This is a genomic window from Acidimicrobiales bacterium (assembly GCA_025455885.1).
Taxonomy (GTDB): domain Bacteria; phylum Actinomycetota; class Acidimicrobiia; order Acidimicrobiales; family Acidimicrobilacustridaceae; genus Rhabdothermincola_A.
The window spans coordinates 169458-185570 of record JALOLR010000001.1 but is presented as its reverse complement, the minus strand read 5'-3'; the positions used below and the strand labels follow the sequence as shown (position 1 = coordinate 185570).

The 16113-nt window shown below is 74.0% G+C and carries 17 protein-coding genes; 12 read left to right on the top strand and 5 right to left on the bottom strand.

The window, feature by feature from the left end; genetic code table 11:
- The first annotated feature begins 5 nt into the window (after positions 1-5).
- The 3 genes from MUE36_00870 to MUE36_00860 are packed head-to-tail and all read left to right on the top strand — an operon-like array spanning position 6 to position 2634.
- Positions 6-353, top strand: coding sequence for a hypothetical protein (locus tag MUE36_00870; protein ID MCU0309484.1), 348 nt, complete (start codon positions 6-8; stop codon positions 351-353).
- Positions 353-1693, top strand: a complete 1341-nt coding sequence (locus MUE36_00865; protein ID MCU0309483.1) for a phosphotransferase family protein — start codon at positions 353-355, stop codon at positions 1691-1693. The genes MUE36_00870 and MUE36_00865 overlap by 1 nt, the downstream gene beginning before the upstream one ends.
- Positions 1690-2634, top strand: coding sequence for a hypothetical protein (locus MUE36_00860; GenBank protein MCU0309482.1), 945 nt, complete (start codon positions 1690-1692; stop codon positions 2632-2634). Before MUE36_00865 ends, MUE36_00860 begins: the two co-directional genes overlap by 4 nt.
- Here MUE36_00860 and MUE36_00855 read toward each other — a convergent pair.
- Both MUE36_00855 and MUE36_00850 read right to left on the bottom strand, forming a co-directional pair.
- The gene (locus MUE36_00855) at positions 2621-4825 is read right to left on the bottom strand and encodes a TIGR00730 family Rossman fold protein (GenBank protein ID MCU0309481.1); all 2205 of its coding nucleotides are present in this window, start codon (positions 4823-4825) and stop codon (positions 2621-2623) included. The genes MUE36_00860 and MUE36_00855 overlap by 14 nt on opposite strands.
- 35 nt (positions 4826-4860) lie before the next feature.
- Positions 4861-5298 carry a hypothetical protein gene (locus MUE36_00850; GenBank protein ID MCU0309480.1) on the bottom strand — a complete coding sequence of 146 codons (438 nt, stop codon included), beginning with the start codon at positions 5296-5298 and terminating at the stop codon, positions 4861-4863.
- A 92-nt stretch (positions 5299-5390) separates the two neighbouring features.
- On the opposite strand from MUE36_00850, the gene MUE36_00845 reads away from it, so the two are divergent.
- From MUE36_00845 to MUE36_00835, 3 genes are read left to right on the top strand one after another with little or no spacing between them, the layout of a single operon-like run.
- Complete coding sequence (locus tag MUE36_00845; protein MCU0309479.1) at positions 5391-5747, top strand: hypothetical protein; 357 nt, start codon at positions 5391-5393, stop codon at positions 5745-5747.
- Between the two features lie 41 nt (positions 5748-5788).
- A complete protein-coding gene (locus tag MUE36_00840; GenBank protein MCU0309478.1) occupies positions 5789-8047 on the top strand; it encodes a VWA domain-containing protein in 2259 nt (752 codons plus the stop codon).
- Between the two features lie 17 nt (positions 8048-8064).
- Positions 8065-8331 carry a hypothetical protein gene (locus MUE36_00835; protein MCU0309477.1) on the top strand — a complete coding sequence of 89 codons (267 nt, stop codon included), beginning with the start codon at positions 8065-8067 and terminating at the stop codon, positions 8329-8331.
- 1 nt (position 8332) lies between these two features.
- Here the strand turns inward: MUE36_00835 and MUE36_00830 are convergent, their stop codons facing one another.
- Positions 8333-10018: an acyl--CoA ligase gene (locus MUE36_00830; protein MCU0309476.1), complete on the bottom strand. Its 1686-nt coding sequence runs from the start codon at positions 10016-10018 to the stop codon at positions 8333-8335.
- Positions 10019-10074: 56 nt separating this feature from the next.
- Positions 10075-10500: a nitroreductase family deazaflavin-dependent oxidoreductase gene (locus tag MUE36_00825; protein ID MCU0309475.1), complete on the bottom strand. Its 426-nt coding sequence runs from the start codon at positions 10498-10500 to the stop codon at positions 10075-10077.
- A 96-nt stretch (positions 10501-10596) separates the two neighbouring features.
- Between MUE36_00825 and MUE36_00820 the strand changes: the two genes are divergently transcribed.
- Complete coding sequence (locus tag MUE36_00820; GenBank protein ID MCU0309474.1) at positions 10597-11211, top strand: hypothetical protein; 615 nt, start codon at positions 10597-10599, stop codon at positions 11209-11211.
- Between the two features lie 119 nt (positions 11212-11330).
- On the opposite strand, the gene MUE36_00815 is transcribed toward MUE36_00820, so the two are convergent.
- Entirely contained in the window at positions 11331-12188 is an 858-nt protein-coding gene (locus tag MUE36_00815; protein ID MCU0309473.1) for an SDR family oxidoreductase, read from the bottom strand.
- Positions 12189-12269: 81 nt separating this feature from the next.
- Between MUE36_00815 and MUE36_00810 the strand changes: the two genes are divergently transcribed.
- The 5 genes from MUE36_00810 (at position 12270) to MUE36_00790 (ending at position 16084) form a co-directional block, all read left to right on the top strand.
- Positions 12270-13238 carry an NADPH:quinone oxidoreductase family protein gene (locus MUE36_00810; protein ID MCU0309472.1) on the top strand — a complete coding sequence of 323 codons (969 nt, stop codon included), beginning with the start codon at positions 12270-12272 and terminating at the stop codon, positions 13236-13238.
- Positions 13239-13276: 38 nt separating this feature from the next.
- Positions 13277-14203, top strand: coding sequence for a DUF368 domain-containing protein (locus MUE36_00805; GenBank protein ID MCU0309471.1), 927 nt, complete (start codon positions 13277-13279; stop codon positions 14201-14203).
- Positions 14204-14276: 73 nt separating this feature from the next.
- Complete coding sequence (locus tag MUE36_00800) at positions 14277-14504, top strand: hypothetical protein (GenBank protein ID MCU0309470.1); 228 nt, start codon at positions 14277-14279, stop codon at positions 14502-14504.
- Positions 14505-14546: 42 nt separating this feature from the next.
- Positions 14547-15158, top strand: coding sequence for a flavin reductase family protein (locus MUE36_00795; protein MCU0309469.1), 612 nt, complete (start codon positions 14547-14549; stop codon positions 15156-15158).
- A 71-nt stretch (positions 15159-15229) separates the two neighbouring features.
- Positions 15230-16084: an N-acyl homoserine lactonase family protein gene (locus MUE36_00790; GenBank protein ID MCU0309468.1), complete on the top strand. Its 855-nt coding sequence runs from the start codon at positions 15230-15232 to the stop codon at positions 16082-16084.
- Positions 16085-16113 lie beyond the last annotated feature (29 nt).

Here is a 16113-nt window from a genome sequence, read left to right as displayed (position 1 = left end):
TGATCGTGTCGTTCACGCTGGTGCGAAAGCGCCCCGAGCTCAGCGACGACCAGTTCTTCGAACGCTGGACGCAGCACACCCAGGAGTTCGACCTGCGCGACCACCCCTACATCTCGAAGAACCGGCTCATGATGATCGTCGGGTCCCCCGACTACGCCGGGATCGCCGAGAACCACTGGCCGGACATGGACGCCATGATGGCCACCCAGGCGTTCTACGCGGACACCGAGGCCGGGCGCGCCCACTGGGCCGACCTCCAGACGTTCATGGACATCGACAACAGCCCCACCGTCGTCGTGACCAGGGAGGCCGACGTGGCGGCCGCCCGGACCACGATCACCTCCTTCCTCTGATGGCGCCCGGCGAGCTCCCCGACGACCTGCGGGAATGGGTGGAGACCGCGACGGGAGGGACCGTCGAGCGGAGCGAACCGCACCTCTCGGGAGCGAGCCGGCAGGCGTGGGCCGTCGACGTGGTCCGCGACGAGAGCCGGATGGATCTCTTCCTGCTCCGCGACACCGGGCGGGGCGGCGGCTCGGCCCGCGACGCCGCCGTGCTCGCCGCGCTCGGCGGCACCGACGTCCCCACGCCAGCACTGCACGGTTCGGAGACCGCGTTGCGGGCGGTGCTGCTGCAGCGCATCGAGGGGCACGACGAGTTCGACGACGACCCGTCGCACGACGCCGCCCTCGACCACCTCATGGAGGTGGTGGCGACCCTGCACGGCACCGACCCCTCGGCGCTCGACATCGACCACCTCGGCCCCCCGGACCGGTCGACCGACCACGCCGCCACCCAACTCGGGGCGGCCGAGGCCGTGGCCGACCTGGTGGGCGACGCGCTGCACCCGCTCTTCTCGGTCGCGCTGGCGTGGCTCCGACGCGCCGTGCCCGACGGCGCCGGCCGCACCGCGCTCGTGCACAGCGACCTCGGCCCCGGGAACCTCGTCCACCGCGACGGGCGCATCGAGGCCCTCCTCGACTGGGAGGTCGCCCACTGGGGCGACCCCATGGAGGACCTCGCCGCCCTCGCCGTGCGCGACATGGCCACCCCGGTCGGCGATCTCTCCGTACGCTTCGCCGCCTACGAACGCCACGGCGGACCACCCGTCGACCGCCCGACCGTGGCCTGGTACCGGATCCTGATCCTGACCCGCAACGCCATGCTCATCGGCCTCGGACTGTCGTCCCCCGACCCGGCCACCGATCGCCCGCAGCTGACGATGTACCGAACCCTGCTCATGCGCGGCCTGGCCCTGGCGCTCGCCGACGCCGTCGGTGCGCCCCGACCCACGGAACCCCCGTTCACCGAGGCGCCCCCGTCGGACGCGCTGGCCCTGGTGAGCGATGCCCGCGACCAGCTCGACGAGACCATCGCCCCGGCGATCACCGACCAGGTCGCACGAGGGCGTGCTCACGGGTTGGCCGGGCTCCTCGGCACCGTCGACCACCACCTCCGCTTCGGCGGCGACCGCGACGCGCGGGAGCTCGACGACCTCGCCGCGCTGCTCGGTCACCGCCCCTCGACCGTGGCCGACGGGCTCGCCGACGTGGCCGATCTCGCCGCTCGTCCCGAGCGGGAGGCCGAGGTGGTCGCGTACCTGGCCCGCAACCTCACCCGCGAGGCCATGCTCGCCGCCCCGTTGCTCGGCGAGCTCTCCGACCGCCTCCCGCAACCGTTGGGGGAACGGTGACCATCGCCGGCAACCCGCCCGAGCCGTCGGTGTCCGTCGAGGACGACGGCTTCCACCCGCCGACCTCCGACGACCCCACCTGGATCGAGACGGTGTGGTTCCCGTTCTGGGTCCCCGAGCTGGACGCATCGGTCCACACCCGGGTGTGGCTCCGCCCGAACCAGGGACTCCAGGGTGGTGCGGTCACGTCGTGGCGCGGAGAGAACCGCTATCTCGCCCACGACAGCTGGACCGGGGAGCTGGTCTCGCCCCCCGACCTGTGCGATCTCCGCATGGCCGACCGATTCCACCTCGAGGTCGTCGAACCGTTGCACACCTACCGGGTGCGCCACGCCGGCGAGCACATCGAGGTCGACATCACCTTCACGGGCCTCATGGCGCCGAACCCCGTCGCCCCCGACGAGTCGCCCGGGATGTTCGACGGCCACCTCGAGCAGCCCGGCCGGGTGCAGGGCCGCGTCCGGCTCGCCGATCGCTGGTTCGACGTCGACTGCGCCAGCGTCCGCGACCGCTCGTGGGGACCACGCACGATGCGCCCCGGCCTCCGGCTCGGCAACGCCCACGGGACCTCCGTCGACGGCTCGGCGTTCTTCGTCTACGTCGACCCCGGTCACGCCGGCCACGACCGGATCACCAGCGGGTACTGGCGCCACGACGGCCGGGCGGCCCGGCTCGTCGACGGCGTACGCCGGACCGAGCTCGACGGCGACTTCCCGGCGACCGTCGAGATCGACGCCCACGACGCCCTCGGCCGTCGGCTCGTCACCCGGGGCGACTGCCGCAACCTCCGGGCCGTCGACGCCGGCGACGAGCTCTACGCGGTGCTGAACCTGATCCGGTGGGAGCTCCCCGGGGGGACGACGGCGTGGGGCGAGAACCACGACATCTGGGCGCGATCGGACTGGATCGCCGCCGGCCGGGCCCCACTCACGTCGCGCTGAACCGCCCACCGCCGGCCATCTCGACGACGGCGAGCACCTCCTCGGGCTCGTCGACGACGTGCACGAGGTCGAGCTCGTGGGGCGCCAACCTCCCCCGGTCGACGAGGGCGTCGCGCATCCAGTCGAGCAGCCCGCCCCAGTGCCCGGACCCCACGAGGACCACCGGGAAGTCCTCGATCTTCCCGGTCTGGATCAGCGAGAGCGCCTCGAACAGCTCGTCGAGGGTGCCGAAACCACCGGGGAACACCACGAACGCCGACGCGTAGCGCACGAACATGACCTTGCGCACGAAGAAGTGCTGGAACTCCACGGCCAGGTCGACGAACGGGTTGATGGCCTGCTCGACGGGCAACTCGATCCCCAGGCCGACCGACAGCGCCCCGACGTCGCGTGCCCCCCGGTTGGCCGCCTCCATGGTGCCCGGGCCGCCGCCGCTGATGATCGTGTAGCCGTGGCCGCCGAGGAGCGAGGCGGTGCGGCGGGCGAGGTCGTACTCGGGGCTGTCGGGCGACGTGCGGGCCGAACCGAAGACCGAGACGGCCCGGCCGATGCCGGCCAGCGCGCGGAAGCCGTTGGCCATCTCGGTGTCCATCCGCGCCAGTCGGGCCGGGTCGTCGCCCACCAACCCCGACGGTCCCGGCGCAGGCCCTGCGAGGAGCGCCTGGTCGAGGGTCATCTCGCCGGCGAGCACCGGGCCGGTGGCGTGCGCCGGGGACCGGGGGGCGGCCACACCGTCGCCGGCCGGTCCCACCCCGGGACGGGCATCGGGCCGGCGGTCCACCCGCACCCGCTCCTCGAAGGCCGGCACGACGGCCCGCCAGCCCAACCGGGCCTCGATGCGGGCTCGCAGCGCCGCCGACGACGACGGCTCCCCGTGCACCAGGTACACCGCGTCCGGCTCGCCGTCGACCGTGCCCAGCCAGTCGACGAGCTCGTCACGGTCGGCGTGCACCGAGAACGCCGGCAGCTCCACCACCTCGGCCGCCACCGGCACGTAGTCGCCGAGGAGCTTCACCTGGCGGGCCCCCTCGGCGAGGCGACGACCCCGCGTCTGCTCGGCCTGGAACCCGACGAGCACCACCGACGCGCGCCGGTCCGGCAGGTAGCGGCGCAGGTGGTGCAGGACCCGGCCCCCGGTGGCCATGCCCGACGCCGACACCACGATCGCCGGGGTGGTGAGCCGGTCGAGCTCCATCGACTCCTCGACCTCGCGCATCGCCCGCACGTGGTCGAGCCCGAACGGGTCGGTGGCCGAGCGCACCTCCGGGCGGATCTCGGGGCTCCCCGCCTCGATGGCCGTGCGGTACACGTCGAGCGCGGCGAGCGCCATCGGGCTGTCCACGAACACCGGCAGCTCGGGGATGACGCCGGCCCGCCGCATCGCCTCGAGGTGCACCAGCACCACCTCGGTGCGGTCGACCGCGAACGCCGGGATCACCACCACGCCCCCACGGGCGGCGGTCCGCGTGATCACGTCGGCGAACACCTCGAGGGCACCGGCGTCGTCGTGGCGGCGATCGCCGTAGGTCGACTCCATCACCACGACGTCGGCCGGGCCGACCGGCGCCGGCGGGGCCAGCACCGGGTGGTGGCCCCGCCCCAGGTCACCGCTGAACACCAGCCGCCGTCCCCCGTCGCCGGCCACGTCCATCGCCACCACCGACGACCCGAGGATGTGCCCGGCCGGGGAGAGGGTCACCCGGACGCCGGGCGCCACCTCGACGGCCTCGCCCCAGCCGGCGGCGACGAACTGCCCGAGGCTGCGCCGGGCGTCCTCCTCGGTGTACAGCGGGAGGGCCGGATGGTGCTTGGAGAAGCCGCGGCGGTTGGCGTAGGCGGCCTCCTCCTCCTGGAGGTGCCCGCTGTCGGGCAGCACGATCGAAGCCAGGGCGACCGTGTGCGGGCTGGCGACGATCGGACCCGTGAAGCCCTCCCGCACGAGGCGGGGGATGGCACCGGAGTGGTCGACGTGCGCGTGGGTCAGCACCACGGCGTCGAGCGAGGCCGGGTCGACGGGGAACGGCGCCCAGTTCCGCAACCGGAGGTCCTTCAGGCCCTGGTACAGACCGCAGTCGACCAGGACCCGGGCGTCGGCGGTGTCGACGAGGAACCGGCTCCCCGTGACGGTGCCCGTCGCCCCGAGGAACGTGAGCACCGGCACGTGCTCCCCCGCCCCCGCAGTGCCGGCCATGGCTGCATCGTAGGGACGTCGCCGCCCCCGGCGGGTCAGCGGGGCAGGAAGTGGCGTTCCACGAGGGCCTGCACCTCGGCGGGGACGGGTCGATCCCCGCCGGTGCCGGCCAGGCGGGCCCGGGTCTCGGCGATCACGGCCCGGGCGTCGCCCGCCGGGACCTCACCGTCGCGGACCGCGGCCGACAACGAGCACTCGAACTGGCTGCAGGCGTGGGGCCGGTGCAGGTCGTGCACGGTGCACGTCCCGTCGGCCAGCGCCGGGCAGGGCAGCGCGAAGACCGGCGGGTCGGCCTCGACGATCATCTCCACGCCCAACGCCGCCAACGGGGCACCGAGGTCGCTCGGATCACGCACCGCCAGATGGCCGACGACGGTGCCGTCGCAGCACAGGCCGCACCCGATGCAGACCGAGGTCGACCCGGTCGGCCCGACGCCGTCGCTGGATCCCGGGGCGCCCGTCCGCTCCTCCACGGCCCCAGGTTCGCGCGGACCGGCCGCTCGGGGCACGAACGGGCGGTTCGCCCCATCGACGGCGGGGGTACTTCCGGGCGAAGATGCCGGACGTGGACCCGACCGACGACACGGCCCCCGACGCCGTCGGCCCCCCCGTGATCCCCGTGGTGATGCTGGGCATCACCACCGTGGCGGCCGCGGCGATGGTGGCCGGCGCGTTCGTCGAGGGTGCCGGCGACACCGACGAGATCGCCCCTGTCGCCGTGCTCGCCTGGGTCGTGGGCGCCGTCGTGGGGCTCGTCGTGTTCGCCTGGTTCGGCTCGCTCGACGCCATCCGACGGGCGACGGGCCACTACGTCGACGCGACGTGGCGGCCCCGAACGGTGGCCGTGGTCCTGGCCGTCACCGGGTGGCTCATCGGCTCCGTCGGCGCGTTCCTGGTCGCCCTGGCCCTGGCCCGCCGATGAGGACCGGCCGACGGGGGAGAGCCGCCGCGATCCTGGCCGCGATGCTCCTCGCCGGGATCGCCCTCGGACCTGCGGCGACGACCGGCGCCCAGCCCTCCCCCGGCGGCACCGACGCCGAGTGCGGAACCCTCGACGTCCTCCTGCTCATGGACGAGTCGGCCAGCCTGCGCACCACCGACCCGCAGAACCGGAGGGTGGAGGCCGCCGACGTGCTCGTCCGCAGCCTCGCCGCCTCCGCCGAGGCCGCCGGGGGGACGGTGGACCTCACGATCGCAGCCTTCGGGTCCGGGGTGAGCGACGTCGGTTCCGCGACGCTCCCGGCCGAGACCACCTCCGCGGTCGACCTCGTGCAGTCGTTCACCACCCGCACCGAGGCCCGCAACACCGACTACGTCCTCGCGCTGCAGGCCGCCGCCGACCACTTCGCGGCGAGAGCCGGCGTGCCGACCACGTGCAAGCGGCTCGTGTGGTTCACCGACGGGGCCTACAGCATCGACGACCCCGCGGCGCCGGGCATCGCCTCCTACACGTCCTCCACCCGGTCCGACGAGATCGAGGCCGAGTTCGAGGGCCAGGTGTGCGGAGCCCTCCCGCCCCCCAGCCGCCTGGCCGAGCCGCTGAGCGCCCGGATCCTCTCGGTCGGGTTCGTCGTCCAACTCGTCGACTTCCGCGACGCCGCCGGCGAGTCGCCCGCCGAACAGGCCGAACGGGCCAACACGGATCGGGTCGTGGCCCGACTGCTCGGCGGCGACGGGACCGACCCCTGCCGGGTCCCCGGGGAGCGGGTGGAGGCGGGGCGGGCGGCCGTGCTCGCCGACGAGTTCTTCACCCAGGGCCAGATCGCCCTCGGCCGCCTCCCCGTCGACTGCGCAGCGCTGTCCGCCGGCTACCCGAGCCCCCTGGTCGAGGCGGCGAGCGCCCGCGGGGCGCCCGGCACCACCGTCACGATTCTGCGCGACGGGACCGAGGTGGCCTCGGGTACCGGCTTCGCGTCCTACACCGCTCCCGCTGACGCCCCGACGCCGGGACTGGTGACCGCGGCCGCCGGCGACGGCCGGCTGACGGGCTGCTACGCCGATCTCTCGGCAGTGATCACCCCGTCGGGCGAGGCGACCGTCGTCGAGGGGGCACCGTCGGGTCTCGTCGGGGTCACCGTGCGGGGCGGGGCCGCGGCCGACGCCGCCGGCGGCCTGGGCCCCGACGCTGTCGCGGTCGCAGCACTCGTCGACGGCGCGCCCGCCGCGGTGGAGTGGCAGGCCGCCACGGGAACCTGGCAGGTCCGGCTGGCCGGCCCGATCGTGGCGCCCCCGGACGTCGTCGTGACGGCCTCCACGCCCGGATGGGGCGACCTGGCCACCGCGTCGATCTCCGTCGCCCTCGGCGACACACCACCCCTGCCCGAGGTGGTCTGGGAGGGCCCCGACACCCTCGAGGGGGCCGGGTCGTTCCCCGGTCGCCTCGTCGTCGTCCCGACCGCGGCCACCGGAGGGACCGTGTGCGTCACGTTCGCCACCCCGACGATCCCGACCCCCGGCGTGGCCCTGACGTTGTCGACCGACCAGGCCTGCGGCCCCGACGACGACACCTTCGCCGTCGATGCGGTGCTGACCGTCGACGGCCAGCGCAACGCACCGGTGGAGGTCGCGCTCGAGTTCACGGCGAGCTACCGGCCGGCCGGGGCGACCGACGGGCAGGCCCTCCCGGGGACCGGCGAGGTCGCCTTCCCCGCCCTCACGGCCACCAAGGCCGCCGACGCCTCGACCACGGCGCTCATCACCGTCGTGCTCGTGGTGCTCTCGGCGCTCCTGCCGGTGGTGCTGCTCCTGGTGCTGGTCAACCTCAACCGCCGCCTCCCCGACCCGCGGGGCCGTCGCGTCGCCACGGTGGCGCTCACCGCCCGCGACGGCGCGCTGTCCCTCGCCGAACCGCTCGACCCCGACGACGCCTCACCGCTCGTCGGGAACCGCAACCACTACGACCTCCCGCACGGACTCGAGGTGACCCGCCGCGCCACCCTCAACCCGTTCGCGGAGACGTCCGTCGAGGTGACCAGCGCCCACGGATCCGTGACCGCCGTCCCCTGGATGCGCATCGGACGGGGGCGGGCCATCGACGTGCCGGCGAGCTTCGGCCACCTGGTGCTGCTGCGCAACGACCCCGGCGCCGACCACGGCGTCGCCGTCGTCGTCATCCCCGCCGACGCCGAGTCGATCGACACGGTTCGGGCCCTCGACGAGGCGCTGGCGACGACCAACCGGACCTCGGACCGCGTGAACACGCTGCTCGCCACCGGCCAGTGACGGGTCGCGGGACGACGATGGTCGACTGGCTCCTCCGCGACCGCGCCACCGGCCGCATCACGGTCGCGCAGCTCCCCAACCTCAGCCTGGGGATCTTCCTCGCCGCGGTGGCGCTGCGCTGGGTGCTGTCCCCCACCGGGGCCCTCGCGACGGTGATCGACGTCGCGGCCGCGGCGGCGTTGGTGTGGTGGGGCGGCGACGAGGTCCTGCGGGGCGTCAACCCGTTCCGGCGCATCCTCGGCGCCACGGTCCTCGTGGTGGTGGTGATCGGGTTGGTGCGGTGACTCAGGTGCCGGCGGCGAGCGTCTCGGTGACGTCGTCCTCGACCTGGTGCTTCAACACCTTGCCGGTCTTCGTGTAGGGCAGCTCGGGGGCGAACACCACGTGGGTCGGCACCTTGTAGGAGGCGAGGCCGGCGGCCACCCACTCACGCACCTCGTCGGGTCCGAGCTCGGTGCCCGGGTGGGTGACGACCACCGCGGCGACCTCCTGGCCGAGCACGTGGTGGTCGACGCCCACGACGCAGACGTCGGCGACGGCGGGGTGCTCGACGAGACGGTTCTCGATCTCGATCGGGTAGATGTTCTCCCCCCCGCGGATGATGAGGTCCCGCATGCGGCTGTCGAGGTGCAACAGCCCGTCGACGAACCGGCCGTAGTCACCGGTGCGGTACCACCGCCGCTCGTCGAGGCTCGCCGCGGTGGCCTCGGGATCGTTCCAGTACCCGAGGAACACCGCCGCGCCCCGGATGCAGATCTGGCCGACCTCGCCGTCGGGCAGGGGCTCGTCGAGCGGCCCGCGGATCTGGATCTCGCACAGCGGCTCGACCGACCCGACCGACGCAGGGTGGGTCTCGAGGGTGACGCCGCCGAGCCGGGAGCCCGACCCGACGGTCTCGCTCATCCCGTAGCCGCACCCGACCCGGGCCTGGGGCAGCTTGCGGGCCATGAGCCGGAAGAGCTCGGGGGCGAACGTCGCCCCGCCCCCGCCGATCGACATGACGCACGACGTGTCGAACTCGTCGAACCGGGGGTGCTCGAGCAGGCGCCAGAACTGGGTGGGCACGCCGCTCCAGGCCGCCACCCGGTGCTCCTCGGTGAGGCGGAGGTGGGTCACCTCGTCCCACGAGCCGACCGGCGGGAAGACCACCTTCGTGCCCGTGACCGGCGCGGCGGCCAGCGGCAACGCCCCCGAGACGTGGAAGAGCGGCGTCACCATGAGCGTCGAGGGCTGCGGCCGGACGATCCCCTCGGGCGGCGGCATCGCGAGGAGCGCCATGGCCCCCTGCAGGGCGATGACCATCGGGCAGTGGACGAGGTTGCGGTGCGAGAGCGTCGCCGCCTTGGGTCGACCGGTGGTGCCGCTCGTGAAGAGCAGGACGGCGGGGTCGTCCTCGTCGATGGCGACGTCGGGCAGCGGCGGGTCGTCGGTCCTGGGCGGTCCGAGCAGGGCATCGAGCTCGGCGATGTCCACCACGGTCACGTGATCGGGGATCCCCACCTCGCGGAGCCGCTCCAGACGCCGCTCGTCGGCGACCACGATCGTCGGTTCGGACAGGGCGATGCCGTGGGCCAGCTCGGCGGGGCTCCACCACCCGTTGAGGCTCGACACCACCGCGCCGCTGACCACGGTCGCCCACCAGGCCACCGGGTACGGGTCGACGTTGGCCGCTGCGAAGGCCACCCGGTCGCCCGGCGCCACGCCGAGCCGGGCGAGGTGCGCAGCCGTCCTCGCGACGCTGGCCACGGTGTCGGCGAAGGTCAGCGTCCGTTCGGGGAAGACCAGGTGGTCGGCGTCGGGCTGGCGTGCGGCCGCCCCGGCGAGGACGGCGCGCAGGTGCGGCGGGCGGTGCCGGAAGACGGTCACCCCCACACCGAGGACGTCCTCCTCCACGAGCTCGAACGGACCGCCCGGCCCGAGGAGGGCCGCGGCGAGATCGGGCGGCTCCCAGACGTGGATGTCCTCGGTCACGACGCTCCCCCTGTCGTCGGCCTGCCGGCGCCCGGCGCCTCGGCCCTCGTGCTCGTTCAGCGAGGCTCGCAGATCACCAGCGGGATGTCCCGCTCGGTGCCGGCCTGGTAGTCGTCGTACGCCGGCCAGGCGGCCGTGGCCAAGGGCCAGTAGCGGGCCTTCTCGTCGGGATCGGCCACACGAGCGCGCAGCTCGTGCACCTCGGCGCGGTCCTGGACGGTCACGTCGGGATGGGCGACGACGTTGTGGAACCACTGGGGGTTCTGCGGCGCACCCCCCATCGACGCGACGACGAAGTACCGCTCGCCGTCGGTCACGCGGATCAGCGGGGTCCGGCGCAGCTTGCCGCTCTTCGCCCCCGTGGTGGTGAGGATGATCACCTCACCCCCCTCCCACTCGAAGCCGTCGGCCCCGTCGGTGGCGAGGTAGCGCTCGACGTGGTCGGCGATCGGGTCCCATGGGCTCGGTTCGTACTCGGGCATCCCCCGACAGTACCGCCCCACCGCGTCCGTCGATCCTTGCCCGATTCACACCCTCCCCGAGCACCGGCCTCACCCTCGGTCGCCATCGTGACCTTCGTGCGTGAAGGACACGCCCCCCGGTCCGAGGAGGCCACCACCATGAAGAACACCCTGCGCAACACCGTCGTCGCCGGCACCGTCGCCGCCGCCCTGCTCGCCTCGGGCGGGGTGGCGGTGGCGCAGTCGGCCACCACCGCCGACCAGCCCGCGGCCACCGCCGCGGGCAGCCGTTCGACCGAGCGCGAGGCCCGACGGGCCGAGCGCACAGCAGACCTCGCCGAGCGCCTCGGCGTGACCGCCGAACAGGTCACCGCGGCGCGCGAAGCGGCCCGTGCCGCCGTCGAGGCCCAGTTCGGCCCCCGACCCGAGCGCCCGACCACGCCCCCCACCGCCGAGGAGCGGGCGGCCCGCGAGGCCACCCGGGAGGCCGCCCGCGCCCTCTTCGACCAGACCTTCGCCGCCGAGCTCGGGGTGAGCGTCGAGCAGGTGCAGGCCGCCCGCGAGGCCGGGCTCCAGGAGCACCTCGCCGAGAAGGTCGCCGACGGCACCCTCACCCAGGAGGAGGCCGACGCCCGCCTCGAGTCCTTCCGGAACGGCGAGCACCCCGTCGGCCGGGGCGAGCGGGGCGGCCACCGCCCGGGGCCCGGCGTCGGCGCACCGACCGCCCGCTGAGCCCGACTCCGGGTGCCCCCGGTCGACACCGGCCGGGGGCACCCGGCCGGTGTCGACCCGTGAACGACCGAACCCCTCCCCACCATGTCGGTCGGCCCACCGCCAGGGCACAGGTCGGCTCAGAGGGTCCGGGGGCGGTTGACGAAGCGGTGCTCGGTCGGCGACCAGAACCACCCGCCCCCGGCGCGGCTGCCGCCGTCGACGGGGATGTTGTGACCGGTGACGAACGCCGAGAGGTCCGAGGCCAGGAACAGCGCGACCCGGGCCTGGTCCTCGGGCCAGCCGAGGCGCCCCACCGGCGCCCAGCTCTCCCAGAGGTGCTCGGCGTCCTCCCAGCCGGTCAGGTAGTCGACCTGCGGGGTCTGGGTGAGGTCCGGACCGATGCCGTTCACCCGCACCCCCTTGCGGCCGACACCGACGGCGAGGTCGGTGGTGAAGGCCGCCGCGGCGGCCTTGAACGCCCCGTAGACCGGGTCCCCCGGATACCCCCGGAGACCCTCCACCGAGTGGACGTTCACGATCGAGCCGGCGCGGTGGTCCACCATCGAGTCGAGGAACGCCCGCGTCACCGCGAACAGGTGGAACAGGTTCAGGTCGTACATGGCCTTCCACGACTCGGGCGACGACACCCCGAAGCGCACCAGCGGCCGGTAGTCACCGACGTTGTTGACGAGCACCGAGACGTGCGGGTGCACGTCGAGCACCGCCTCGGCGAGCGCCGCCACGCCGGCCTCCTCGGTCACGTCCACGACATGGGCGCGCGCCGTGCCGCCGTCGGCCTCGATGTCGGCCACGGCACGGGCGGCGCGTCCGGGATCGATCTCGGCGATCTCGACGAGGGCACCGTGGCGGGCGAAGAGCCGCGAGATCGCCCCTCCGATGCCGTCACCGCCGCCGGTCACGACCGCCACCCGGCCCTCGAGGAGACGGCCCCAGTCGTCGATCGGCGGGACGTTGGCGGGGATCTGGGACGTCATGGGACTCGACCTCTCGCGGGTGGACGCACGGTGGGCCCCGATCATGCCCTCCGCCCGCGGCGCCTGCCCTACGGTCGGGCCATGCGCGCCGTCGTCTGCACCGAGCTCGGTCCCGTCGAGAACCTCGTGGTCGAGGAGCGGCCCGCCCCGGCCCTCGGGCCCGACGGCGTCCGGATCGCCGTCACCGCCTGCGGCGTGAACTACGTCGAGGGCCTGATGGTCCAGGGCCGCTACCAGATCAGGATCCCGGCACCGTTCGTGCCCGGCATGGAGATCGTGGGCCGGGTGGTGGAGGTCGGCGAGGCCGTCACCGACCGAACGGTCGGCGAGCGCGTCTTCGCCAACGTGGGCCTGGGGGGCTACGCCAGCGAGGCCGTGGTGCCGGCCGTGAGTGCGGTCCCGCTCCCCGACGTCCTGACCGACGGCCAGGCGGCCACCTTCATGCAGAGCTACCTGACCGGGTGGTTCGCGCTCCACGAGCGGGCCGCGGTGCGTCACGGCCAGACGATGCTCGTGCTCGGGGCCGGGGGCGGCGTGGGCCTGGCCGCCGTCGACATCGGCGACGCCCTCGGGCTGCGCGTCATCGCCGCCGCCTCGACCGAGGAGAAGCGCCAGCTGGCCCGCCACCGGGGCGCCACCTGGGTCGTCGACTCCTCCACCGAGGACGTCAAGGCCCGGGCCCGCGAGCTGTCCGGCGGCGGGGTGGACGTCGTCTACGACCCCGTGGGCGGCGAGCTGGGCGAGGCCTGCCTGCGGGCCCTCGGCGACGACGGCAACCTCATCGTGATCGGCTTCGTCGCCGGGATCCCCCTCCTGCCCGCCAACCAGATCCTGCTGCGCAACCGACGGGTCACCGGCGTCGACTGGGGGGGATGGGCCAGCCGGAACCCGCAACGCAACCAGGAGCTGATCGGCGAGGTGCTGGCCATGATCGAGGCGGGCCGCCTGCATCCCGTGGAGCCGCACGCCTACCCGCTCGAGGAGGCCGCCCGGGCCCTCGACGACCTCGCGAACCGGCGGGTGGCGGGCAAGGTGGCGCTCGTCCCATGACACGGTCGGCGGGGTCGAGCCGCCTACAGTGGCTCGCCGTGCCGGTTCCCGAGAAGGTCACCCAGGTCGTCCGAGGCTTCGCCATGGGCAGCGCCGACATCGTCCCGGGCGTCTCCGGCGGGACGGTCGCCCTGGTGCTCGGCATCTACGAGCGGCTCATCGAGAACATCCGGGTCGCGTCGTCGGTGGCGGCCAGCGTCGTGCGCCGCGACGGGGCCGAGATCAGGCGCCGACTCGCGCAGGTCGAGTGGACCTGGCTCATCGCCCTCGGTGTCGGGATCCTGGCCGCCATCCTCGCCCTGTCGTCGTTGCTCGACACGCTCCTCACCGACCACGCCGAGGCCATGGCGGGGCTGTTCTCGGGGCTGATCCTGGCCTCGGTGGTGATCTCGTGGCGACTCGTCAAGAAGGTCACCCTCCCGGAGCTGGGCATCATGTTCGCCACCGCGGCGGCCTTCTTCCTCCTGCTCGGCCTCCGCGCCGACACCGAGTCGACCGCCGAGGAGGTCGTCACCCGGCCGCTGTGGGTGTTCTTCCTGGCCGGGGCCATCGCCATCTGCGCCATGATCCTGCCGGGCATCAGCGGATCGTTCCTGCTCGTGATCATGGGGATGTACGCCGAGGTGCTCGGGGCGGTCAACGACCGCCAGATCCTCGTGCTGTTGGTGTTCGTCGCCGGGTGCGTGGTCGGCCTGGCGTCGTTCTCGTCGCTGTTGAGCTGGTCGCTGCGCACCCACCACGACAAGGTGATGGCGGCCATGATCGGGCTGATGCTCGGGTCGCTGCGCGTGCTGTGGCCGTGGCCCGACGGCGTGAGCAGCACCCGCCTCGAGGCGCCCGGCGACGCCCCGGTGGTCGCCCCGATCGCGCTCTTCGTCGTCGGCTTCGCGGCGGTGATCGGCATCGAGGTGATCAGCATCCGCCTCGCCGCGAAGGACGCCGAGACCGCTCCCGCCGACGCCTGATCGCCGGGTACGGCGCCCGGCCCACCCGGCCGGTAGCGTGCCGGGACTCCTCCCCCGACCGCCGAGAGACCCCGTGACCGAACCATCGCCAGACCGCAGCGCCGAGGCCGCCGTCGCCGAGGCCGGCGACGACCGAGTCGCCCTCGAGGAGCTGCGAGCCACGTTCCAGGCCCGCATCGCACGGCGCAGCGACGACTTCGAGGCCACCCGGGGGCTCCGGGCGGCCGAGCGGGCGCTGGGGGGCGTCCCCCGAGACGGCGACCCCTGGGACCGTGCGGTGCGCAAGCTCGTCCGCGACTGACGCGCCCCGCTCCCCGTCACCGCGTCCGGCCAGACTGAGCAGGTGATCGATCCCGTCGTCAAGCGCTCCCTGGGCCAGATGATCAAGGGCGTGCAGGTGGTGGCCGCCACGCACGACGGCGTGACCCGCGCCTACACCTCGCACTGGGTGACCCAGGTGGCGTTCGAGGAGCCCGTCGTGATGGCGTCGATCTCGCCGAAGCACGACACCTGGCCCCTGATCGAGGCCTCCGGGCGCTTCACCGTCTCGATCCTGGCCGGTGACCAGATCGCCGAGGGCCAGTACTTCTCCTATCCCGGGCGGCGCTTCGGCTACGTGGCCCCGGAGTTCCTCGGTGAGGTCGACGGCCATCCCGTCGTCCCGGGCTGCATCGCCTGGTTCACCGCCGAGGTGTTCGAGTGGACCACGATGGTCGACCACGAGCTGCTCTTCGCCCGGGTCTCGGCCACCGGGCTCGGCCGGCTGAAGGAGCCCCCGCTGCTCTACTCGAGCCGGCACGGGTGGCGGGTCACGGGCGACAAGGCCCGCGAGCCGGGCACGTCGATCCGCGACCAGCTCCTGGCCCGCCTCCCAGCCGACGCCGCCGACGACCCGGACGCCGACGCCGACCCCGGGGACGGCGGACCGGCGAACGACCGACCGAGGACCGGCTGACCGCGTGAACGGCGCGAGAACGATGACCTCGCGCCCGTGACACCGGTGACGCCCGGTGCCACGCTCGCCCCGTGCCGAGTCGACCGTGCGTCCGTCGGGTCATCCCGCTCACCTACGGGTGGGAGCACCTCCGAGAGACGGTCTCCATCCTCGGCGGCGACCCGTCGGTGATGCTGCGCGAACCGGTGCCCGGCGTGCTGTGCCAGGTCGACGGCGGGTGGGTGCTGCTCGACGTCGGGTTCAACGCACCGATGCTCACCGATCCCGACACCGCACCCGGCTACGAGTTCGCCGACTACGTCGACGAGCTGGCGGGGACCGAGGGTGACACCGTCGACGAGGCCTTCTCCCGGGTGGGCGTCGACCCGGGCGACGTGGTGGCGGTCGGCCTCAGCCACCTGCACTACGACCACGCCGGAGGGCTGCACCGCTTCGCGGGCCGCGGCCCGGTGCACTGCCAGCGCCGGGAGCTCGACCACGCCCGGGCCGGCCTCGCCCGGGGCGAGGAGGTCCCGGGCACCCGAGCGGTCGACTACGAGGGGCTGGGGGTGGCCTGGCAGCTCGCCGACGGCGACACCGAGATCGCCCCGGGGATCACCGCCGTGCTCACCGCAGGGCACACCGCCGGCCACCAGAGCTTCGTCGTCGACCTGCCCGACGGCGCGGGCTTCGTGTTCGCGTTCGATGCCGCCGACCTCCAGCGCAACATCGACGAGGAGCTGTCCCCCGGCGGGCTGTACGGCGACTCGCCCGACGTCCGGGCCGAGGCCGTCGAGTCGATCCGCCGCCTGAAGTCCATCGCCGCGGCCCGGGACTACCCGTTGCTCCCCGGCCACGACCCCGACGCCTGGCCGGCGTTCACGACCCGCATGGGCGTGCCCGGCCCGGCCTCCGAGACCCGCCCTCGGGGCACCCGCCGGGCCTGATCCCGGCGATCCCGGCGCGCGGTCTGCCA